The sequence below is a fragment of the Clostridium acetobutylicum ATCC 824 genome, from assembly GCF_000008765.1.
Taxonomy (GTDB): domain Bacteria; phylum Bacillota; class Clostridia; order Clostridiales; family Clostridiaceae; genus Clostridium_S; species Clostridium_S acetobutylicum.
In genome coordinates, this window is the sequence record NC_003030.1 from 22,704 (window position 1) to 46,087 (window position 23,384).

Annotated in this window: 20 protein-coding genes and 4 tRNA genes; 18 read left to right on the forward strand and 6 right to left on the reverse strand. The window is 30.9% G+C overall.

All coding sequences use genetic code 11. The features are described 5' to 3' along the window. Positions 1-11: 11 nt before the first annotated feature. From CA_RS00100 to CA_RS00115, 4 genes are all read left to right on the forward strand, one after another. On the forward strand, positions 12-929 hold the full coding sequence (locus CA_RS00100; protein WP_010963344.1) for a D-2-hydroxyacid dehydrogenase: 918 nt from the start codon (positions 12-14) through the stop codon (positions 927-929). A gap of 76 nt (positions 930-1,005) precedes the next feature. Next, positions 1,006-2,250 (forward strand): DUF1015 domain-containing protein, encoded by a 1,245-nt coding sequence (locus CA_RS00105; RefSeq protein ID WP_010963345.1) that lies wholly within the window; start codon positions 1,006-1,008, stop codon positions 2,248-2,250. Between the two features lie 22 nt (positions 2,251-2,272). Further along, positions 2,273-3,550 carry a serine--tRNA ligase gene (gene serS, locus CA_RS00110; RefSeq protein WP_010963346.1) on the forward strand — a complete coding sequence of 426 codons (1,278 nt, stop codon included), beginning with the start codon at positions 2,273-2,275 and terminating at the stop codon, positions 3,548-3,550. Between the two features lie 109 nt (positions 3,551-3,659). Beyond that, positions 3,660-4,262 carry an NAD(P)H-dependent oxidoreductase gene (locus CA_RS00115; protein ID WP_010963347.1) on the forward strand — a complete coding sequence of 201 codons (603 nt, stop codon included), beginning with the start codon at positions 3,660-3,662 and terminating at the stop codon, positions 4,260-4,262. A gap of 51 nt (positions 4,263-4,313) precedes the next feature. On the opposite strand, the gene CA_RS00120 is transcribed toward CA_RS00115, so the two are convergent. Continuing rightward, positions 4,314-4,919 (reverse strand): TetR/AcrR family transcriptional regulator, encoded by a 606-nt coding sequence (locus CA_RS00120; RefSeq protein WP_010963348.1) that lies wholly within the window; start codon positions 4,917-4,919, stop codon positions 4,314-4,316. A 164-nt stretch (positions 4,920-5,083) separates the two neighbouring features. On the opposite strand from CA_RS00120, the gene CA_RS00125 reads away from it, so the two are divergent. Beyond that, positions 5,084-7,723, forward strand: a complete 2,640-nt coding sequence (locus CA_RS00125; RefSeq protein WP_010963349.1) for an MFS transporter — start codon at positions 5,084-5,086, stop codon at positions 7,721-7,723. Positions 7,724-7,966: 243 nt separating this feature from the next. Continuing rightward, positions 7,967-9,241, forward strand: coding sequence for a serine--tRNA ligase (gene serS, locus CA_RS00130; RefSeq protein ID WP_010963350.1), 1,275 nt, complete (start codon positions 7,967-7,969; stop codon positions 9,239-9,241). Between the two features lie 68 nt (positions 9,242-9,309). Here serS (CA_RS00130) and asd read toward each other — a convergent pair whose 3' ends face one another. Beyond that, entirely contained in the window at positions 9,310-10,392 is a 1,083-nt protein-coding gene (gene asd / locus CA_RS00135) for an aspartate-semialdehyde dehydrogenase (protein WP_010963351.1), read from the reverse strand. A gap of 118 nt (positions 10,393-10,510) precedes the next feature. Here asd and CA_RS00140 point away from each other — a divergent pair, with 118 nt between their 5' ends. The 8 genes from CA_RS00140 (at position 10,511) to pyrE (ending at position 15,347) form a co-directional block, all read left to right on the forward strand. Further along, on the forward strand, positions 10,511-11,410 hold the full coding sequence (locus CA_RS00140) for a LysR family transcriptional regulator (protein ID WP_010963352.1): 900 nt from the start codon (positions 10,511-10,513) through the stop codon (positions 11,408-11,410). A gap of 137 nt (positions 11,411-11,547) precedes the next feature. Further along, positions 11,548-11,638 (forward strand) — tRNA-Ser (locus tag CA_RS00145). Between the two features lie 32 nt (positions 11,639-11,670). Further along, a tRNA-Ser gene (locus CA_RS00150) sits at positions 11,671-11,761 on the forward strand. Positions 11,762-11,836: 75 nt separating this feature from the next. Beyond that, entirely contained in the window at positions 11,837-13,207 is a 1,371-nt protein-coding gene (locus tag CA_RS00155) for a DUF2142 domain-containing protein (protein WP_010963353.1), read from the forward strand. Positions 13,208-13,280: 73 nt separating this feature from the next. Then, positions 13,281-13,357: transfer RNA gene (locus CA_RS00160), tRNA-Arg, on the forward strand. A gap of 139 nt (positions 13,358-13,496) precedes the next feature. Then, positions 13,497-14,018 carry a dCTP deaminase gene (dcd, locus tag CA_RS00165; RefSeq protein WP_010963354.1) on the forward strand — a complete coding sequence of 174 codons (522 nt, stop codon included), beginning with the start codon at positions 13,497-13,499 and terminating at the stop codon, positions 14,016-14,018. A gap of 15 nt (positions 14,019-14,033) precedes the next feature. Next, the gene (locus CA_RS00170) at positions 14,034-14,654 is read left to right on the forward strand and encodes an alpha/beta family hydrolase (protein WP_241393144.1); all 621 of its coding nucleotides are present in this window, start codon (positions 14,034-14,036) and stop codon (positions 14,652-14,654) included. A gap of 18 nt (positions 14,655-14,672) precedes the next feature. Continuing rightward, positions 14,673-15,347: an orotate phosphoribosyltransferase gene (gene pyrE, locus CA_RS00175; protein WP_010963356.1), complete on the forward strand. Its 675-nt coding sequence runs from the start codon at positions 14,673-14,675 to the stop codon at positions 15,345-15,347. 50 nt (positions 15,348-15,397) lie between these two features. Here the strand turns inward: pyrE and CA_RS00180 are convergent, their stop codons facing one another. Further along, positions 15,398-17,146: a ferredoxin hydrogenase gene (locus tag CA_RS00180; protein WP_010963357.1), complete on the reverse strand. Its 1,749-nt coding sequence runs from the start codon at positions 17,144-17,146 to the stop codon at positions 15,398-15,400. A gap of 242 nt (positions 17,147-17,388) precedes the next feature. Between CA_RS00180 and CA_RS00185 the strand changes: the two genes are divergently transcribed. After that, positions 17,389-18,090 (forward strand): YiiX/YebB-like N1pC/P60 family cysteine hydrolase, encoded by a 702-nt coding sequence (locus CA_RS00185; RefSeq protein WP_010963358.1) that lies wholly within the window; start codon positions 17,389-17,391, stop codon positions 18,088-18,090. After that, the gene (locus CA_RS00190; protein ID WP_010963359.1) at positions 18,068-19,129 is read left to right on the forward strand and encodes a YncE family protein; all 1,062 of its coding nucleotides are present in this window, start codon (positions 18,068-18,070) and stop codon (positions 19,127-19,129) included. Before CA_RS00185 ends, CA_RS00190 begins: the two co-directional genes overlap by 23 nt. Before the next feature lie 57 nt (positions 19,130-19,186). Here CA_RS00190 and CA_RS00195 read toward each other — a convergent pair whose 3' ends face one another. Then, complete coding sequence (locus CA_RS00195; protein ID WP_010963360.1) at positions 19,187-20,071, reverse strand: phosphatidylserine decarboxylase; 885 nt, start codon at positions 20,069-20,071, stop codon at positions 19,187-19,189. A gap of 157 nt (positions 20,072-20,228) precedes the next feature. On the opposite strand from CA_RS00195, the gene CA_RS00200 reads away from it, so the two are divergent. Further along, positions 20,229-20,798, forward strand: a complete 570-nt coding sequence (locus CA_RS00200) for a TetR/AcrR family transcriptional regulator (protein ID WP_010963361.1) — start codon at positions 20,229-20,231, stop codon at positions 20,796-20,798. A gap of 36 nt (positions 20,799-20,834) precedes the next feature. Here the strand turns inward: CA_RS00200 and CA_RS00205 are convergent, their stop codons facing one another. Beyond that, the gene (locus CA_RS00205; RefSeq protein WP_010963362.1) at positions 20,835-22,433 is read right to left on the reverse strand and encodes an ABC1 kinase family protein; all 1,599 of its coding nucleotides are present in this window, start codon (positions 22,431-22,433) and stop codon (positions 20,835-20,837) included. 154 nt (positions 22,434-22,587) lie between these two features. Further along, positions 22,588-22,893 (reverse strand): phasin family protein, encoded by a 306-nt coding sequence (locus CA_RS00210; RefSeq protein ID WP_010963363.1) that lies wholly within the window; start codon positions 22,891-22,893, stop codon positions 22,588-22,590. A gap of 260 nt (positions 22,894-23,153) precedes the next feature. Here CA_RS00210 and CA_RS00215 point away from each other — a divergent pair. Further along, positions 23,154-23,230, forward strand: a tRNA-Arg gene (locus CA_RS00215). The last annotated feature ends 154 nt before the right edge of the window (positions 23,231-23,384 follow it).

Here is a 23,384-nt window from a genome sequence, read left to right on the forward strand (position 1 = left end):
GCTTTTATATAATGATAAGAATATTAGCTAATGATGGAATGAATAAAAATGCAGTAAATGGATTAATAGATCTTGGTTATGAAGTTGTAGAGGACCATTATGATAAAGACGAATTACTTGTGAAAATAAAAGAATTTGACGTTTTAGTTGTAAGGTCTGCAACAAAAGTAACAAAAGAGGTTATTGATGCAGCAACAGTTAAAGGGGCAAAACTTAAGCTTATTATAAGAGCTGGAGTTGGAGTAGATAATATTGATGTTACGTACGCAAGAGATAAGGGGCTTACAGTAAATAATACACCTAATGCTAGCAGTGCTTCAGTAGCAGAACTAGCCATAGGACATATGTTTGCAGTTTCAAGATTTATAAATACTGCAAATGTAACTATGAGGCAAGGTAAGTGGGAAAAGAAAGCATACACAGGAACTGAAATTTTTGGAAAAACGTTGGGGCTTATAGGATTTGGAAGAATTGCAAGAGAGGTTGCTAAAAGAGCAGAAGCACTAGGTATGAAAGTAATCTATAATGATATATGCGGCAAAGTAGTTGGTTATGATAGCTATGAGTTTTATGATGATATAAATGGACTTTTGAGGGAGGCTGATTTTGTATCACTTCATATACCGTATGATAAGAAAAAGGGATATGTAATAGGAGATAATGAGTTTAATGCAATGAAAGATGGGGCATTTCTTATAAACTGTGCTAGGGGTGGAGTTGTTTCAGAACAAGCGCTTTTAAATGCAATTAATAATGGCAAAATAAGAGGGGCAGCGCTTGATGTGTTTGAAAATGAACCAAAACCTTGTGCAGAAATTTTAGATAATCCTAGAGTTTCAGTTACTCCACATATAGGAGCGTCAACTAAGGAAGCTCAAGCTAGAATAGGTGAAGAAATAGTAAATATAGTAGAGAACACGTTTAAATAGAGACATAAATAAATGCCGCTGAAGAATATATAAACAGCGGCATTTATAGTACATAAAAGAAGGGAAGAGATTTATTATGGCAGTATTAAGAGCTTTTAAAGCTATAAGACCAACTGAAAATTTAGCTAGTAAGGTTGCTGCACTTCCTTATGATGTTATGAATACGGAAGAAGCAAGAGTAATAGGAGAAAAAAATGAGTTGTCATTTGTTCATATAGATAAGGCACAAATAGATTTAGAAAAAGATGTAGATCAATACAGTACAGAGGTTTATGAGAAGGCTAAAGAAAACTTATACAGTATGATTAAAAAAGGTATATTTGTAAAGGATAATAAGAAAAACCTATATATATATAGGCAAATAATGAATGGGAGAATTCAAACAGGGATAGTTGGATGCACATCTATAGATGACTATATTAATGGAGTTATAAAAAAACATGAATTTACTCTTCCAAGTAAGGAGAAGGATAGAATAAATCATGTAGATTATTGTAACTCAAATACAGGACCTATATTTTTAACTTATAGATCCAACAATAGAATAAATGAAATAGTAGATGAAGAAACTAAAAAGAAACCTGTTTATGATTTTATAAGTGATGATGGCATATCTCATATAGTATGGATAATAAATGATGATCAAGCAATAAAAGAAATAGAGTTATTGTTTGGTGAAATAGATGCCCTATATATTGCCGATGGTCATCATAGAGCGGCATCAGCAGTAAAGGTTGGGCTCAAAAGAAGAGAAGATAATCCTGGATATACAGGTGACGAAGAATTTAACTTTTTCCTTTCAGTTGTATTTCCTGATACAGATCTTACTATAATGGATTACAATAGGGTAGTAAAAGATTTAAATGGAATGACTGTAGATAAACTAGTCAATAATATAAAAGATAAGTTTGAAATTGAGAAAGTAAAAAATAAAGAACCATATAAACCTAAAAAGAAGCATGAATTTGGAATGTATGTTGAAGGTAAATGGTATAGACTAACAGCAAAAAAAGGAACCTTTAATGAATTAGATCCTGTGTTAAGTCTTGATGTTTCAATACTTCAAAATAATCTTTTAGAACCCGTATTAAATATAAATGATCCTAGAGAAAATGATAGGATTGAGTTTATAGGAGGAATCAGAGGGCTTGAGGAGCTTGAAAGAAGAGTAAATACGGACATGAAAATAGCTTTCTCAATGTATCCTACTACAATACAGGATTTAATGGGTGTTGCAGATAGTAATAAAGTAATGCCTCCTAAATCAACTTGGTTTGAACCTAAGCTTAGAAGTGGTCTCTTTATACATGAACTTAAATAAAAATAAATGGAAGTGAAATCTTATGTTAGATTTAGATTTAATAAGAAACGATACTGAAAAAGTAAAAAAAGCTCTTTTAAAAAAGATAGATAATGTTGATTTTACAGAGCTTCTTAAATTAGATGATGAAAGGCGAAAGCTTATTCATGAAGTTGAGGTTTTAAAAAATAAAAAAAATGAAGCTTCAAAGCAAATTTCTAATATCAAGAGCCAAGGTGGCAAGGTAGATGAATCGTTTTTTAAAGATATAAAGGAAATATCCAATAAAATATCTGAATTAGAAACAAGTTTAGAGCCTATAAAGGGGAAAATGGATACTTTCTTAGAAGCATTACCTAATATACCTGATGAAGATGTACTTCCAGGGGGAAAAGAAAATAATAAGGTAGTGCATGTTTATGGTGAAAAACCACAATTTGAATTTGAACCCAAGGATCATGTTGAACTTTCAAATATACATGATTTGATTGATTATAAAAGAGGAACTAAGTTATCAGGAAATGGTTTTTGGATTTATAAAGGCTATGGAGCAATTTTAGAGTGGGCCCTTTTAAACTATTTTATAGAAGAGCATATTAAAGACGGATACGAATTTATTCTTCCGCCCCATATATTAAACTATGAGTGTGGAAGAACAGCAGGACAATTTCCTAAGTTTAAAGATGAAGTTTTTAAAGTTGGCAGTAATGGCGAAGGTGAAGGTATGCAATTTATTCTTCCAACAGCTGAAACAGCTTTAGTTAATCTTCATCGTGATGAAATACTAAAGGAAGATGAGTTACCTAAAAAATATTTTGCGTATACTCCATGTTATAGAGTTGAGGCGGGAAGTTATAGAGCTTCAGAGAGAGGAATGATAAGAGGTCATCAGTTTAACAAAATAGAAATGTTTCAGTATACTAAGCCTGAAGATTCAGATGCAGCCTTGGAGGAACTTATAGGAAAAGCTGAAAAGCTTGTAAAAGGATTAGGACTTCATTATAGACTATCAAAACTTGCAGCAGCAGATTGCAGTGCTTCAATGGCAAAAACCTATGATATTGAAGTATGGATTCCAAGTATGAACGAGTATAAGGAAGTAAGTTCTGCTTCAAATGCACGAGATTATCAAGCAAGAAGAGGAAAGATAAGGTTTAGAAGAGAAGAAACTAAAAAAATTGAGTATGTAAATACCTTAAATGCTTCAGGGCTTGCAACAAGTAGAGTACTTCCAGCAATACTTGAGCAAATGCAGGATAAGGATGGAAGTATAGTTGTTCCAGAAGTTTTGAGAAAATGGGTAGGAAAAGATAAATTATAACTAAAAAATAATGAAGAGAATGAAGGGTTCTCTTCATTATTTTTTATATTTAACCCCTAAGAATAAATTCCTATAGCTATGTTAAGAATAGACTTGAGGAGGGTTGAATATGAATAATTTAATTGTTTTTGCACATCCAAATCCAAACAGTTTTGGAAAGGGTATATTAGATGAAGTTGTAAAAGCATCAGAAGAGAGTGGTGCAGCTGTAAGAATTAGAGATTTATATCAATTGGGATTTGATCCAATATTAAAGCCTGCTGATTTTGAAACTTTTCAAAGAGGAGAGGTTCCACAGGATATTAAAGATGAACAAGAAAATGTTAAATGGGCAAACATGATTACTTTTATTTATCCTGTATGGTGGGCTGGACTACCAGCTATGCTTAAAGGATATGTAGATAGAGTATATTCATATGGATTTGCTTATGAGTATGTTGATGGTCAGCCAAGAGGTTTATTAACAGGTAAGAAGGCATTAATATTCTGTACAACAGGAACACCAAGTGATGTATATGGAGCAAATGGTATGCATAACTCAATGAAGCAGACAACAGATGAAGGAATATTTAAGTTCTGTGGAATAGAGGAAGTAAGACATAACTTTTTTGGAGCAGTTCCGCATGTTTCAGATGAAATTAGAAAAGATTATTTAAGAGCAGCTTCAGAAATAGTGAAGGAGCACATAAGTTCTTCAAAAAGTTTCGTTTAAAAAATATAAAATCATAAGGTTGGAAATAATATAAACTTTCCAACCCCTATTCTAGTCCATTATCATATTTACAATAACACGTGCACATTCATCTATAAGTATATTTTTATTTAAGTCGGGATATATATCAAAAACAAGTTCATCTTCAATATTTTCAATAAGAGAGTATATCAAAAAAGACTGTTCTTTTTCATGCTTTAAATTAATTCCACATTTCTTTAAATGCTTAACAACAGCATCCATCATAGTATTTTTTATATTTTCAAAAAAGCCTCGTACATCTTCATCAATATAAGATAGAGACATAAGCTCATCATGATATTTTTTTGGGTAACTAGTGTGAAACTTTATAAAAATTTGGAGTACATTTTTTATAGTATTTACGGGATTATCATTTTGGGAAATTTTATCTAATTCATTAAGGGTTTGTTCTCTAAAAGACTTACTGCTTTCATAAAGAGATGAAAGTAAAATGTCCTTTTTATCTTTAAAATATGCATAAACAGTTCCAGTAGAAAGACCAGCTGCCTTTGCTATGTCTGCTGTTGTTATATCATAATATCCGTTTTTCAATAAAAGAGTATTTGCTGCATCAAGTATTCTCTTCTTTTTTTCTATCGAACGTTTTTGTTGAGGTTTTCGAACTTCCTTGTCCAAATTTTTTCACCTTCTTATATTTAAGTATATTAAGAATATTTTAATATAACCATAATAGGTTGTCAATCAAACATGAAAGTGATTTCATATTTGTATTGACAGTAATAACCCATCAGGATATAACGTGAATATGAAATGCGTTTCATATTTTGGAGGTGGATAAAATGAATGAAAGAAAAAAATACATTGGATTTATTGGAATACTTATAGCAGCTTTTCTTGGAGTTATTGATAGTACGATTGTAAATATTGCTCTTCCAAATATAACAGATTATTTTAAAGTAAGCTTAAATGATACAAGTTGGATCAGCACAATTTATGCATTGGCACTAGCTGTTTTTATGATCACAGCAGCCAAGTTTGCAGATCAATTTGGAAGAAAAAAATTAATGATTATTGGGATTTTAATCTTTGGAGTAAGCTCAGCCTTGTGTGGAATTTCAAATTCATTATTGTTTCTCATTATAATGAGATTTGTACAAGGAATAGGAGGGGCAATTATTACGCCAATAGCACTTCCAATGGGAATAGAAATATTCGGCAAGGAAAGAATGAACATAGTTGTTGGTGCATCTGGAGCAGTGGTTGGTTTAGCAGCTGCTAGTGGACCTCCATTAGGTGGAGTTTTGATAAAGTATATAAATTGGCAGTCGGTTTTTTTTGTAAATGTTCCATTTGCTATAGCAGCTTTAATTCTTATTGTTATTTGTGTCAATGAATCCTATGATAATACGGTTTCTAAAGATATAGACTGGTTTGGAGTAATGACTCTAACTATAAGTTTATTCTGTCTTATATTTGCACTATTAAAAGGAAAGGATTATGGATGGACATCCACACTAATAATATCTTTGTTTCTTATCTTTGTAGTTTCTCTGATTCTATTCATTATAATTGAATTAAAAGTTTCTTCTCCAATGATAGAAATTAATTTATTTAAGGAACCAACCTTTACAGCATCAAGTATATGTTACATGATAACGGGGTTTGGACTTATGTGTCCTCTTCTTATACTTAATTACTATCTTCAAAATGTTCTTCAGTACGACACACTTGAGGCAGCCTTTATTATGATGAGTGTATCCCTAACAGGAATGTTTTCAACACCAATTGGAAGTATTTTAGGAAAGAAAGTTAGCCCAAGAATTATAAATTTTATTGGTATGTTATCCCTTGGAATTGGAATATTTAGACTATCATATTTGAGTTATGGTATGTCAAAGGGAACTATGATATTTGATCTTATTATATGTGGAATAGGACTTGGATTTTCTGTTCAAGCTCTTTCATCTTCAGTTAAATTTATCCCTAAAGAAAAGAGTGGTATAGGATCTGGAATAGTAAATGCGGCTAGACAAATAGGAAGTTGTATAGGGATAGCAATTTTAGTTAGTATGTTAAATTCAAATGTATCTGATGCAAAAGATAATATAAAAAAAGATGTTGTTTCCTATATAAATAATAAGAAAGAAATAATTTATCCAGTAAGAAAAGAACTAGTTAAGATAGTAAATGATAAGTTTAATAAAAGTGATAATAATTTATCAAATAAGAGTACTATGTCGCAAAGTTCAATTACAAATGACGTAAAGGAAATACTTAAAAGAAATTCTTCAGTTTTTTCTAATAGAGCTTCATTTGAAGATAATGATACATTAGAGCAGCTTTATAATGCAACGAAGAAGCTTAGTGATGGAAGTGAAAAATCATATCAGGGTCAAGTAGTTTTAAATAATGGAATAGGAGCTTTAGATAGCGGTATTAACAGTATCTACAACGGGAGCAGTGCTTTGACCTCTGGTATGGGTAGCCTTAATAATGGTCTTAATAGAGCATTTTTAGGTAGTCAGAAGCTTAAAGAAGGAAGTGCAGGATTAAGTACCTTAGTAAATGGTATTTCACAACTTAATGATGGCTCAAAGAAATTATCAGCACAATTTTCGCATAGCCAAGATGAAAATACTCCTACAATATATGATGGTATTTATGGTGTTAATGATGGAGCACAAAAACTTTCTAGTGGAGTTACTACTTATGTTTCTTCTGTAGATAGTACCATTTATATGATGGCTAAAAATACACCAAATGCGGCTAATGTACTTGAAAGTTATAAAGCAGAGCTTATTAAGGCTAAAGCGAAAAATGACATTCAAAGCGAAGAGATGCTTCAAAACTTAATTGCCATTTATTCAGCAGCAATTGATTCTAGTACAACAAATTTAGCGGATTTTAAAAATAGATTAAATGAAAATAAAAACATTGTTTCGTCAGGAGAGGAAGTAAAACAAGGAGCAGAAAAAGTTTCAGGAGGAACTTCAAAGGTTTTAGGTCAATTTGAAGATGGAGGAAGTTTTAAAACTGGAGTTTTAGCACTATCAGAAGGAATTGGCAAAATGTCTAATTCTTCATCAGGCTTAATAAAGTTTCAGGATGGTATAGGAAGTTTAAGTGATGCTCTTTATAAATTAAGTCGGGGAGGCTCTAAAGTATATGATGGTTCAGAAAAGCTGTCTAGTGGAATAAAAGCTTCTTTAGCTGGAGGGGATAAGTTAAAGGAGGGTTCAGGAAAAATTTTAGAGGCATCATCTAAATTAAAGAGTGGAACAAACAAGATAGTAGAAAGTGAAGGTATGGCAGGACAAAAAGAATCACTTTCTAAGGTTATAAATAAAATAAAGGATGAAAAAAATGATAAGATATCTGAAGCATTTAATAAAACAAATTTAATTGCAGCTATTGTTTTGATGATATGTTCTTTGTTAGGATTATTTACTGACAAAAGGGAGAAAAAGGTTGAAGCATAATTATGCAAAGAATACATTAAAATACGCTAAATATGATAAAGCTAAAAATGCACTAAATTAATATATTTCTGCACAATTTTCATGTATAGACCCAATATTTGAAATTTTATAGTATTCGTGATAAACTACATTATGTATGCTTATAATTATGTAAGTATTTATTGATAAGGGTAAAATAATATGTTTATATAAATTCTTATTATTGGGAGGAGGAACTATTGATTAGGTTCAATAGAAATTAATATGTTAGATTTAAAAAGAATAAGAACTAATCCAGAAGAAATAAAAAAGGCACTAACAAACAGAGGAGAAGATTTCGATATTTCTGTCATAGATGAGCTTGTATCTCTTGACGAAGAAAGAAGAAAAAATCTTGTAGAGGTAGAAAATTTAAAAAGTAAAAGAAATAAAGATTCTGGCGAGATAGCTAAGCTTAAAAAGTCAGGACAAAATGCGGATGAATTACTTGCTGAAATGAAGAAGATTTCAGATGATATAAAAGGAATAGATGCTAAGGTATCAGAAATAGATGAAAAAATGCAGTACATAATGCTTAGAATACCTAATATACCACATCCTAGCGTTCCAGAAGGTAAGTCAGATGAGGAAAATGTAGAAATAAGAAAATGGGGAGAGCCTAGAAAATTCGACTTTGAGTTTAAAGCACACTGGGATATAGGAACAGATTTAGGGCTTCTTGATTTTGAAAGAGGAGGAAAAGTCGCAGGTTCTAGATTTACATTCTATAAGGGACTTGGTGCAAGACTTGAAAGAGCAGTTATAAACTATTTCCTTGATACTCATGTAGAAAAACACGGATATACTGAAATCCTCCCACCATACATGGTTAATAGAGTTAGTATGACTGGTACTGGACAGTTGCCTAAATTTGAAGAGGATGCTTTTAAAGTAGATAATGGATTCTTTTTAATTCCTACAGCTGAAGTTCCTGTTACTAATATGTTCAGAGACGAAATATTAAAAGCAGAAGATTTACCATATAAGTTTGCTGCATACAGTGCATGCTTTAGATCAGAAGCAGGCTCAGCAGGAAGAGATACAAGAGGACTTGTTCGTCAGCATCAATTTAATAAGGTAGAGCTTGTTAAGTTTGCCAAACCAGAAGAATCTTATGATGAACTTGAAAAATTAACTCATGATGCAGAGGAAATTTTACAAATATTAAATATTCCTTATAGAGTGGTTAGAATATGTAAGGGAGATTTAGGCTTTACAGCAGCTTTAAAGTACGATATAGAAGTATGGATGCCTAGCTACGGAAGATATGTTGAAATTTCAAGCTGTAGTAACTTCGAGGATTTCCAAGCAAGACGTGCAAACATTAAATTTAGAAGAGATCCAAAGGCTAAACCTGAATTTGTTCACACTCTTAATGGATCAGGTCTTGCTGTTGGAAGAACAGTTGCAGCAATACTAGAAAATTATCAAAATGAAGATGGAAGTGTAAATGTTCCAGAAGCGTTAAAGAAATATATAGGAAAAGACGTTATAAGATAAATAATTTAAGGTGACACAATGTAGTGTGTCACCTATTTTATATTATATGAATTTAAGGATTAACAGAGTTATTTAGAGGTTAAATATCCTTGAGTTTTTAAGAGCTCAGCACTTAAAACACCGCCACCAGCTGCTCCACGAAGAGTATTATGAGATAAGCATACAAACTTATATTGAAATAATTTATCCTCACGAAGTCTTCCCATAGTTATTCCCATACCATTTTCAAAATCTCTGTCTAGTTTTGTTTGTGGTCTATCAGGTTCATCAAAATAATGTAGGAATTTTTTTGGAGCACTTGGCAAATTTAAAGCACATTCAGGGGCTTTAAAATTTTCCCAAGCATCTATTATTTCCTGTTTTGAAGGTTTCGTTTTGAAATTAACAAATACAGCAGCCAAATGACCATCCGTTACAGGAACTCTTATACATTGAGTAGTTATAAGAGGAGAGGAAGCATTTACAATTTTATTATTCTCTATTTTTCCCCATATTTTTAGAGGTTCATTTTCACTTTTCTCTTCTTCACCTTTAATGTAAGGTATAACATTATCAAGTATTTCAGGACATTCTTTAAAGGTTTTTCCTGCTCCAGAAATAGCTTGGTAGGTACAGGCAAGAATTGTTTCTGGTTCATATTTTAAAAGAGCACTTATAGGAGGAACATAGCTTTGTATAGAACAGTTAGGTTTAACACTTATAAATCCTCTTTTAGTTCCTAATCTCTTTTTTTGAATATCTATTATTTCTGTATGATTGTTATTTATTTCAGGAATTAAGACAGGCACATCTTGTACGTATCTGTTTGCAGAGTTATTAGATATAACAGGCATTTCATGTTTTGCATAGTCCTCTTCAAGAAGTCTAGTTTCTTCTTTATTTAAGGAAATGGCGCAAAAAACGAAATCAACCATGCTTGAAATTTCATCTACATCAAACGCATCTTTAACTATAAGATTTTTAACTCCTTCAGGAATTGGCTCATTCATTTTCCATCTATCTTTTACAGCTTCCTCATAGGTAAGACCAGCTGATTTTTTACTTGCAGCAATTAGTGTAACCTCGAACCAAGGATGATCTTTTAAAAGACATGCAAATCTTTGTCCAACCATGCCTGTTCCACCAATTAATCCAACCCTTAATTTATTCATAGGAATCACCTCAAATTTATTTGATTGTTTATAATATATATGCTAACATACATGTATATATTAGTAAAATTGATAAATTTGATTAATATATTCAAAAAAATTGATAGGAGAAGAGGTTATGGATTTTAAGCAGTTAAATACATTTATAGCTGTAAGTAAGTATCAAAGCTTTACGGAAGCAGCCCATTCGCTTAATTACGCACAATCTACTGTTACTACTCAAATAAAAATATTAGAAGAAGAACTTCAAATAAAGCTTTTTGAAAGAATAGGAAAAAAAGTTACCTTAACATATGAAGGAAAAAAGTTATTGCCATATGCTAAACAAATGATTAAACTGTCAAATGAAATAAAAAAAGTAGTTTTAGATGATGAAAAGCCAAGTGGAACACTTACAATAGGTGCTGCTGAATCTTTATGCGTTATAAGGCTTCCAGAGATACTTAAAGAATATAGAAGATTATATCCAGATGTAGAGGTGTCTTTAAAGTTCGGAAGTTGCGCTGATTTTAGACATTTTTTGAAGGATAATATAATAGATGTAGCATTTTCTCTAGGAACTAAGATTGATTCAAATGAATTTATATCTGAGGTTGAATTTGATGAACCTATGATTCTTTTGGCATATCCAGATCATCCGCTTGTAAAAAAAGAAAAAATATATCCAGAAGATATAGTGGAAGAACCTCTTGTGTTAACAGAAATGGGATGCAGTTATAGAGCTGCATTTGAAAATATTTTAAGAAGTTATAATATAAAACCTAAACTTGTTCTTGAAACAGGAAGTGTTCAGGCTATAAAACAATTTACCATGAGTAGATTGGGAATAACACTTCTTCCTAAGGTTGCTGTAGAAGAAGAAATAAAGAATGGAAAGTTAATTCCACTTAACTGGTGTGGACCAGATTTCGGTATTATATCACAGGTATTGTATCATAAGGACAAGTGGATTTCGCCGGCATTAAATGCCTTTCTTAAATTATCTAAAAAAATTATGTCAGATAAAGATAAATATTAAATAAAAACGTTGACATTAAAAAGAGTGGATGTTATAATAAATCTTGTCGTAAGAAATAGGATAAAATTTTAAAATAAATTTTATTTTATTGTTGACAAACAAAAAAATATGTGATATAATATTTTATGTTGTTATGTGGAAAGATGGTCGAGTTGGTTTAAGGCACCGGTCTTGAAAACCGGCGTGCGGGTAACCGCACCTAGGGTTCGAATCCCTATCTTTCCGCCATTAATTTAATAGAAGAAATTCGTAGAGCATATGGAGAAGTACTCAAGTGGTTGAAGAGGTGCCCTTGCTAAGGGTATAGGTCGGGTAACCGGCGCGAGAGTTCGAAACTCTCCTTCTCCGCCATAAAAGGACATTGTAAAATGTCCTTTTATTTGTTTTTAATATAATTTTATTCAAGTAAGGAGTTGATAACTCTTTATGAACAAAAGAGTCGTAAAAGTAGAATATATTTTTATGGCATTTGCATTGTTCTTTGGTGTGCTATTTGCAGTAATAAATGCTCCATTTCAGGATCCAGATGAACCAATACATTTCTATAGGGCGTATCAAATATCAACAGGTCAAATGTTTGAACAAAAGAATAATAGCGGCATAGGCGGATACTTACCGCAGAATCTAATAAAAACGTCAGAAAATTTATCTGAAGACATAAAGGCTAAATCCAATAAAAAACAAGATATTAATAAAATTAAATATTATCTTAATTTACCTTTGAATAAAAATAAGGTGGCTTTTAATGATTTTAGAAGTGCCACTATATATTCAGATATAGTATACATACCACAAAGTATAGGCATTAATTTAGCTAAGATTTTTAGAGCTTCGGCACTTTATATGATGTATTTTGGGAGAATAGCTAACTTAATATGTTGGACAATAATAGTGTTTTTTTCAGTAAAATTGATACCTTTTAAGAAAAATTTAATGGCTTTTTTAGCTTTAACTCCAATGAATTTGTATCAAGCAGCATCATTATCAGCGGATGCTATGACAAACTCTATGGCTTTTTTAAGTATAGCGCTTGTACTTAGATATGCATTTGGGGAAGAGGAAGCTAAACTAACTAAAAGGCAGATTGTTACAATGATAATAGCATTTACATTACTAGCTTTTAGTAAAAGAATTTACTTTGTAATGTGTATCTTATTCTTCATAATTCCAATAAAAAAGTTTAATAGTAAAAAGGATTATATAGGAACATTTGTAATAATGCTAGGTGCATGCTTAATGTCTTTAGTAACTGTTTCGGTAATATCTAAAATTTTAGCTATAAAGGTTTCTGCCGGGTCGTACACTCCGGGACAAATGGAATTTGTTCTTTCACATCCTATTACATATATACATATATTACTTAGAACATTTCATTTTAAAATGTCTTTCTACGCCATTAGTTTTATAGGAGTTTTTGGATGGTTAGATACAAGGTTACCTTTAAATTTGTATCTTTTTTATGGAGTGGCATTAGTATTAATTGCATTATTCGAACATACTTTAATTGAAAAGAATAAGGATAGAATTATTATGTTTATAGTATTCATAATTAATGTAGGATTGATTATGTCAGCTCTTTATGTATCTTGGACACCTAAGGCTGCTAATATTATTGAGGGAATACAAGGCAGATATTTTATACCTATAATACCTCTCTTAGGTTGTTTTATTGGAGTAAAAGCGAATAAGAGTAGAAATGTATATTCTAAGGTTGTTTTAGCAATTTCTACATTTACTATATTAACATACTCTGTATTACAGTTATTATTAAGATTTTACGGTATAAGGATATTGTAAGAAGAAATAAGGGTAAAATATAGGATTTGATTTTTTTGTTCTAATGTGATAATATAAGTATGCTTAATATTTTGCGATAGTACCTCAACTGGATAGAGGACTCGGCTACGAACCGAGGCGCTGCGGGTTCGACTCCTGCCTGTCGCACCAATAAAACCCAATCTTTTGATTGGGTTTTTATTTTTGTGTAAATAATTAATATTTTAAGGTATAGTTGCTTCTATTTTTCAGAAGTATATATGATATAATTATAAAGGAAATTAATCAGTAAAAGTAAAGGAGTAGGAAAATGATTCTTTCGGGAAAACAGATAAAAGATAGTTTAGGAAAAGATATAGTAATAGAACCCTTTAATGAAAAACAAATAAATCCTAATAGCTATAATTTAAAATTACATAATGAACTTCTTGTTTATGATGAAGAAGTTTTGGATATGAAAAAACCTAATAAAACAAAAAAGCTTATAATTCCTGAAGAAGGAATTGTACTTGAGCCAAGAAAATTGTATCTTGGAAGAACATTGGAGTATACAGAAACTGATAAATATGTACCAATGCTCGAAGGAAGATCTTCTATTGGAAGATTGGGTGTGTTTATTCATGTTACAGCAGGGTTTGGAGACGTTGGATTTAAAGGATACTGGACATTAGAGATATTCTGCGTTGAACCAATAAGAATATATTCTGGAGTTGAAATTTGCCAAATATATTATCATGACGTTGGTGGAGATTATGAAAAATATTCAAGTGGCAAATATCAAAATAATAAGGGGATTCAACCAAGTTTACTTTATAAGGATTTTATAAACTAAAAAACAAATAAGGTGATGTATTTGAATAATAAATTGGTTAGATCATTAAAGTATAATGATGTCTACGGAGAACTTTATTCTTATGAAAATTCAAGTGCTCTAACTGTAATTTTTCCAGGAATAAATTATGGTCATGAAAAGCCTCTTCTGTATTATGCAAGGAAAGCAGCTGCACAGAATAATATAGATATTCTATGCATCAACTATAAGAATAAGATTTCTTGGGAGGACATAGGAAAACAAAGTATTGAAGATGTAGCTATTGAAATAAAGGGCATTATAAAAAATGTTATTGAAAAAAAGTATGATAACATTTATTTTTTAGGGAAAAGTGTTGGAACAGAAATAGCTGGATGTACATCTTCTAAATTAAATATAGATAATATAAAGTTTCTTTACTTAACACCTATTGAAGAGACTTTAAAGTATATAGTTGACAGAAAGTGCATTGTGGTGTCAGGCACTAAGGATGAATTTTTTAAAAGTGAATGTATAAATAAAATCAGAGAAAATAAAAATGTTAAATTGATGTTGTTTGAGGGAGCTAATCATTCTCTTGAGATTAAGGATGATATTATAAGAAGTTTAAGAATTTTAGATAACGTAGCACAATTGTATTTGGACTTCTTTAAATAAAAACATGGAGGGCTAAAAATGGAACAATACAAACAAGAATTTATAGAATTTATGGTGGAGAGTAATGTACTTACCTTTGGGGATTTCATAACTAAAAGCGGCAGAAGAACACCATTTTTTATAAATACAGGTAACTACAAGACAGGTAATCAATTAAATAAGTTGGCTAAGTTTTATGCTAAAGCAATATATGATAATTTTGGAGATGATTTTGATATTTTATTTGGGCCTGCATATAAAGGAATACCTTTAAGTGTTTCAGTAGCTATGGCACTTGATAATATTTATGGAATTAATGCAGCTTATTGTTCAAATAGAAAAGAAGTTAAAGATCACGGTGATAAGGGAATACTTCTTGGAGCAAAGCTTGAAGAAGGAGACAGAGTTATAATTGTAGAAGATGTCACAACAGCTGGTACATCAGTATACGAAACAATGCCTATACTTAAATCACAGGCTGAGGTTGATGTAAAGGGAATCATAATATCAGTGGATAGAATGGAAAGAGGTAAGGGAGATAAGAGTGCCTTAACTGAACTTAAAGAAAAGTTTGGATTTAAAACATGTTCTATTGTTACTATGGAAGAGGTAGTAGAATATTTGTATAAGAAAAATATCAATGGCAAAGTAATCATAGATGATAAAATGAAAGATAGAATTAATGAGTACTATAAAGAGTATGGAGTAAAATAGTAAAATAAATGTGCCTCAACTTAGATGTTAAGGCACATTTATTTTATATATTATTCATGTTTTGAAACATTTTTATCTTTTGTGTATTTTACGTGTAGTAATTTGTGAGCAAGTCCTTCACCTGGTTTTCCAAAGTAGCTATCATACATTTTAATAATAGCTGGATTATCATGTGACTTTCTCTTTGAAAGAACATTTTTATCTTGGTTGTATAATACTGATGCTCTTAGTTTTCTGTAATCAACATTTTCTCTATCAAGAGCATTTACGTGAGGTTGACCTCCACCATTTATACATCCACCAGGGCAAGCCATTACTTCTATAAAGTGATATTGTTTTTCGTTCATTTTTCCAGATTTCATAAACTCGAAGAAGTTAGAAGCACCATTTATAACAGCAACGTTTAGTTTATTTCCAGCAATTTCAACTTCCGCTTCTTTTATGCCTTTAAAGCCTCTTACTTCAGTGTAATCAACATTTTCAAGTTCTTTATTTTCAGCAAAGTCTTTAGCTGATCTTATTGCAGCTTCCATAACGCCACCGGTTGCACCAAAGATAGCTCCAGCACCACTGTAAGTACCCATAGCAGGATCAACTTCACCATCTTCAAGATCTGCAAATTTAATTTTTGCATCTTTAATCATTTTTGCAAGCTCTCTTGTAGTTAAGGATGCATCAATATCTCTTAAGCTGTTAGTTTCCATGAAAGGAATATCTGCTTCATATTTTTTATCATTACAAGGCATGATAGTAACTGTATAAACATCTTCTGGAGCTATTCCTGAAATTGAAGGATAGTAAGTTTTTGATGCAGTACCAAATATTTGTTGTGGTGATTTTGCTGATGAAAGATTATCTAATAATTCAGGATGATAATTTTGAGCTAATCTTACCCATGCAGGACAGCAAGATGTAAACATAGGGAATGGGCCATTATTTTTAACTCTGCCTAAAAGTTCAGTAGCTTCTTCCATTATAGTCATATCTGCACCAAAGTTTATATCAAATACTTTATCAAAGCCTAACATTCTAAGTGCAGTATATAGTTTTCCTGTTACATCTTTTCCATATCCCATTTTGAATAATTCGCCCATAGCAGTTCTTACTGATGGAGCCATTGCAACAATGACATGTTTTTTAGGGTCATTAAGAGCTTCTTGAACTTTTTCTATATGGGATTTTTCTTTTAAAGCAGCAACAGGACAAGCGATTACACACTGACCGCATAATAAGCATGTTGAGTCATCAAGACAAACATCATCAACAGTTCCAACAGCCCTTTGTCCATCTTTTTTAATAAATTGAATTGAGCAAGTGCTTGTGTGCTGTTTACATGCAGCTACGCATCTACCGCATAGTACACATTTTGATCTGTCAATTACAATAGCCTTACTTCTATTATCAACTAGAGCATCCTTATCTTCTGGTAAAAATGGTTTTGAAGCTTTTGCTTTTGTCTTTATTACAAGTTTAAGGAATTCACAATTTTCTCTTCTAGAACATTGTCCACATTTAAATTCATGCTTATCAAGAAGCATTGAAACTCTTTTTTTGATTCGTTCTTTTACTTCATCGGATTCTGTGTTTATTACCATTCCATCTTCAACTTTGGCAACACAAGCAGCTCTAAAGCCCTTGCCTTCTACCTCTACCATACAGACTCCGCATTTTCCAAAATTGCCACAATCCTTTAAAAAGCAGAGTGTTGGGATATCTACATTATTTTCTCTTGCTAGCTCAAGGATAGTAATATCTTTATCTGTATGCACTTCATTGCCATTTAAGATTATTGTTTTCATGTTTATCCTCCCAAAATGTAAAATATAATTAAAATATATTAATAAACTTCGTTAAAAAATTAACGTTTAATCAACGTAAATATTACGTACATTTTATAATTATATCATATTTAAATAAAGTCTAAAATGTTTTAAATAATTTATTTTGTTAAAAGAAGCACAAATCGGTTACATTTAAGTAAAATTATTGAATTAGTATAATATGGTTGGTATAATTAAATTAAAAAATAGGGAGGTGCAATATGGTAAATATTAAGAAAAACACAGCTCTAGTAGCAGCATTTATAATAACTGCTACTACATTAACAAATGTTAAAGCTTATGCAGTAACTAATGGAATGACAGGAAATGAGAGAAATGTATTAAAGCAATATCAAAGTAATATTGATAATACATATAATTCTTTTGGAGATAAGAAAAAGACAAAAGTTGTTAATGATTATAAAAATAAGGTTAAAAAAGCTCAAAGATTTATAAGCAGGGATACAGACGAAAATTATGGAGATTATCCAACTAGAAGTGGAGTAATATTGGTCACTAGAGATAGTAATACTATGGGAATACATTATGGACATGCAGGTATAATATGGGATGCATCAACTACAGTAGAATCAGAGCCTAGTGGAGTTGAAAGATATCCTAACACCTGGAAGTCTAGATATAACACAATAAAGGGAATTACCGTTAACTCAACTACAGCAGAACAGGACAAAGAAGCAGCAGATTGGTGCAATAATCAAGTAGGAAAGCCATACAATTGGAACTTCTTTAATATTAATACAAGAGATAAATTTTATTGTTCTCAATTGGTTTGGGCTGCATACAAAGACTTATATGGAATGGATATAGATCCTAAAAAAACAATACCTTCAGTGATAATTCCAGTTGACTTACCAAAACAGAATACGGTAGATACTATTTATGCACAATGGCAAGCTAATTAAATCAATACTAATAAGTTTATTTGTTATATTTATAGTTGGCTGTGGTAAGGCATCTGGTGGAAATGAACAAGGTAATAAAAACAGTGGAAAAGCGGAAATTGCTGTTATTGAATCCTCTACATTTAATAACAATAGCTATATAAAACTTTATACGCTAAAAGGAGAAGAAGTACAGGAAATTAAGATTAATTGTGTGGATGTAAATTCTGGATTTCTTTCACCAGTGAAGCATAATGATAAAGTTTATACAAATTCCATAGGGGGATACTCTAACAGGAGTAAGAAGGTAGTAGAATTTAATGCGAAAAACAATAAGTATAATACGTATGATATAGCTGAGGGAATATTCTCCGTTGCTGTAGATGATAGCTATATATATACAACTAATAGTCCTCCTAAAGGATCAATAATAACTAAATATAATATAGAAAAAAAATCAATCGAGAAGACTTTAAATTTACCAGGTTTAATTGAACACATAGCTTTGTATGGAAATTATATATATTCTTTTGCTGATTCAGATGAGAGAGATGGAACTATAATAATAAGTATAATCAATAAAGATACCTTAAATATTGAAAAATCAATGAGAATGAAATCAGACCAATCTGTATTTGATAGCACTATTTATGGAGATAATATATATTTTTCACATATGACGTCACAGGATGGAAACAAGCCTTCCAATACTATTTCAAGGCTTAACATAAAAGATAATACTGTAAGCGATATAAAGATAGGTGCAGATTATCAAGACCATTTAAAAGTATACAATGGGAACTTATATATAAGTCATTATAATCCTGTAGAGAATTCAGGAAATAAGCTTACAGAGATGAATCTTGCTACGGGAGAACAAAAATTGCATTCATTTCAGCATAATTTAATGGAAATTGAAGTCCAGGATAATAAGCTTTATACCTGCGATGATAAAAATATGTATATATACAATTTAGGTGAATTTAAAGAGAAAAGCAGATTTAAAATTATGGATAATAGAAAAGACTATAGAATTGACGGCTTTTTTCTTATGAAATAGTATAAAAAGTGTGCTGCTTAAGCACACTTTTTATACATTACATTATTAATGTAGGGATTATTTTTTTCCAATACTTTCACCCATAAATACTTTAGTTTCGTAACCTAATCTTGTTTGCTCAAGTATATCTTCATCTATTTTAACTGAATCTTTTTCAAAGAATAAAACTACTGTGGAGCCTCCAAATTTAAAGTAGCCTTTTTCATCACCTTTGTTGACCTTGGTATTTTCCTTGTAAGTTTGAATAATACTTCCAACGCAAGTAGCTCCAACTTCTATATATAGGATATCCTTAAAATTATCAGACTTTAATATACTCCATTCTCTTTTGTTTTCGCAAAATAACCTCTTTACTTTATTTAAGGCAATAGGATTCACTGAGTAATATGAGCCTTTAATTTTTGAGGTAGCGCTGCACACACCGCTATCTACAAAATGAAACCTATGATAATCAGTTGGACATAGCCTTAGAATCATACATATTCCATTCTTATATTTTGAGCTTATTTTTTCATCCTTTATAAGTTCCTTTAGGCTATAGCCCATACCTTTTATTTCAACTAAATTATCTAAATCTATATTCTCATAAACAAGTAGTCTACCATCTCCAGGAGAAATTAAAATTTCTTTATTTGTGGAGAAAGGTCTTGCTTCTTTTGTAAGTTTTCTAGTAAAGAAATCATTGAAGGATTTGAAAGCTTCAGGCTTTTTTTCACTTTCTAGAATGTCAATATCAAAGGAGTCTATGAATTTTTTTACTTTGCCTTTACTGATTTTTGAATCACAAAATGAACCATATATACTTGAAAATGCCTTCTTCTTTATCAAAGCTTCCAGAAAGCTCATTCCAATAGGAGAGGAGTAAGTCCAGTTAAGGTAATTTTCCCCTGCTACCTTCTCAATTTCATACTGCTTTGTTTTTCTATTATAATATTTAATCATTTTCAACCTCTTTATAATTTAATTACTTAGATTTTGTTATAATTATAAGCTTTGGACTTAGTTGATGTCAAAAAATAATTACTTGATGAAGTTATTTTATGATACTATAATTATTATTAGGGAAATATGAAATAAAGTTAAAATTTGGAGTGATCAAATGAATAAGACAAAGAATGCCATATTCAAGTCTGCCCTTATGATATTTTCAAAGAATGGATATGATGGTGCAACTATGGATGAGATTGCATCGAATGCAAAAGTAGCAAAGGGAACTCTTTATTACCATTTTAAAAGTAAGGAAGAAATTTTTAAATATGTAATTTCTGAAGGCATGAATGTTATAAGAGAAGAAATGGAACAGGAAGCAGGAAAGGAAAGTAATCCTGTAAATAAGTTAAAAGCAATCTGTAGGTTTCAAATAGGAATGATATTTAGAAATAGAGACTTTTTTAAGGTACTTATGAGCCAGCTTTGGGGTCAGGATTCCAGACAGCTTGAATTAAGGAAAGTTATAAAGGACTATATAGAGATTATTGAAAGATATCTTAAAGACGCAATGGAAAAAGGCTACATAAAAAAAGGAGAAACTGAGTTTATGTCCTATACTTTTTTTGGTGTACTTTGTTCTGGAGCGGTGTATGACTTAATAAATCAAGGAAACGAAAGTATGGAGAATCTTACAAATAAGATAACTAGATATCTTTTTAATGGAATAGATATATTATAAAGTACTAAAAGACCTCACTTTTATCATTGTGAGGTCTTACATTTTATGTGAACGTATTATAGAGATAAGTAGCCAAAAACCCATAAGTGCAGTAAGGATATATCCTGTAATTCCTATTATAGAAATATTACATACCTTAGGACCTATATTTGAGTGAACTATAACAGAGGAGCTTATTATCATTGAGGATATTATTATACCTAATATAAGTCTGTTAACCATTTTACTTAATTCATTTATAGATTCCTCTAGATTTGTGTGGCTAAGTTGAAGTTTAGCACGGCCCCTCATGATACTGTCACTTAAATCTATAAACTTTTTTGGAACCTTTAATGATGATTTGAAAAACATATATGAGTTAAGTAAAACTTCATACATGTTAAAATTGCCAAAGATCTCTGCTTTGTTTTGAGCTTTAACAAAGGGAATTGCAACATCTAAGAAAGAAATATCAGGCGAAATTTTAGCAATAACACCTTCAATTATTACAAAGCCTCTTACAAGAATGATTAAATCCTTAGGCATTCTAACATTATTTCTCTTTGAACAGTCAAATACTTCTTGAATTAGCTGAGATATTTTTATGTTTTCAAGAGAAGTTGATAAATAGCTTGCAAAAATATAGTCTATATCTTCATAGAGTTGATTTCTATCAATATAGCCGGTTTTTATTCCAATAGACATTATTACAGATATTAATTTATCTATATTTTGATAAGCTATTGATATAATAATATCGTTTAATGCGTTTTTAAGATTTTTACTAATATGCCCCATGATTCCGAAGTCTATGTAGCATATTTTATTTTTTTGTATTAGTATGTTTCCAGGATGAGGATCACCATGAAAGAAACCGTCTTCAAAAACCTGTTTAAAGTATGAAAGAGCTAATTTTTTGCCAATATCATCTATATCATGTCCTGCCTCTTTAAGCGCTTTTACATCAGTTACCTTTAAACCATCTATTTTATCCATAGTTATTATGTGTCGGCTTGATAGCTTGCTAACTAAGTCTGGGCATGTAACAAAATCCGTATCTGAGTTTAATTTTTTAAAAAGAACCATGTTGTTAGCTTCATTTTTAAAGTCCAGTTCGAGTTCTGTAGAGGAAATCAATTCTTCAATAGCTTCTTTAGAATCTATTAAGGTATCTAAAAATTTTGCCTTTGTTAAGCTTACTATTTTATATAGGATAGAAAGATCTAATTTCATCTTTTCTTCTATATTAGGCCTTTGAATCTTTACAATTACTTTTTTGCCGCTCTTTAAAGTGGCTTCATGAACTTGAGCAATTGAAGCTGATGCTAGAGGCTTTTTATTAAAGTAGGAAAAAAAATCATCAATAGGTCTTTTAAATTCTTCTATGAATATTCTTTCCATATTCTCGAAGGTTTCCGCAGGGGCTTTATCTTGAAGCTTTGAAAGCTCATGTATGTAATCAGGAGGAATTATATCAGGTCTTGTGCTTAAAATTTGACCTATTTTAATAAAGGTTGGGCCAAGAGCTTCAAAAGCTCTTCTCAAGTTTTCAGGAGAATTTTTTGCATTATTAAGCTTGGAGTCAACTATGTAGCCAAAACCATAAAAGGCAAGAACTTTAACTATTTTTCTAAAACGCTGCACTGACTTTTTCATCTTTAAACCTCTCTTTAAAAACAGTATCTAAAAGCTCTAACTTATAACTATAAACTATGTGTAGGGAAACCAGTTAAAATGCCTTGCAGATTTTAAAATTGGTGAAAGCTTCAGCATGGTTTCCCTTTAATTAAAGTGTTTTATTTCAACTAAGTTACTGTATTTTATCTTCTAGTTTTGAAACTCTTTCCTTTAATTCAGTTATTTCAGCATTTAAAACTGCAGTATATTTATCTAAAACATCTGAAATATCCTGCTTTGATACAGGCTTTACTTTTTCACCTACGAGTTCACTTTTTTCTTTTATACTCTTTTTTAATTCTTGAGAAAGTTCTTTTCCTTCTTCAAGAGTTAGTTTACCCTTTTTAACCATCTCATCAATTAATTTTGAACCTTTTTCATAAGTATAGGCAGCTGAGCCTAATCCTGCAAGAAGAACTTTCTTTAATTCATCAATCATTGTAAGCATCCCCTTTACATATTTATACTATCATAATAGCAAAATACAGTAACTTTGTAAATGAAAAGCACTTGAATTATCAGAATATATAAAATATTACAAAGAAACTATTTAGGGATGAAATTATATAGTATATTATATGTATTTGTTAAAAATAATACATGCAATATAAAAAAATAAACACAAAATAGAGGGATAGACATATTGACATGAAGAGGTTTTAGTAATAAAATATTAACTTGTAATGGAAAATTTAATATGTGCTCGTAGCTCAGTAGGATAGAGCAGCGGTTTCCTAAACCGCGTGCCGTAGGTTCGATTCCTATCGGGCACACCAAAAAGACCTTGTAATATGAAAGTATTGCAAGGTCTTTTTGCTTTCTCTAAAACGATTTGAAATTAAGGGACAAGCAAAAAAGCTACATTAATATATAGAGTAGATTATAAGATAAAAAATAGCTTGATTATATATACAATAAAAAATTTAAAAT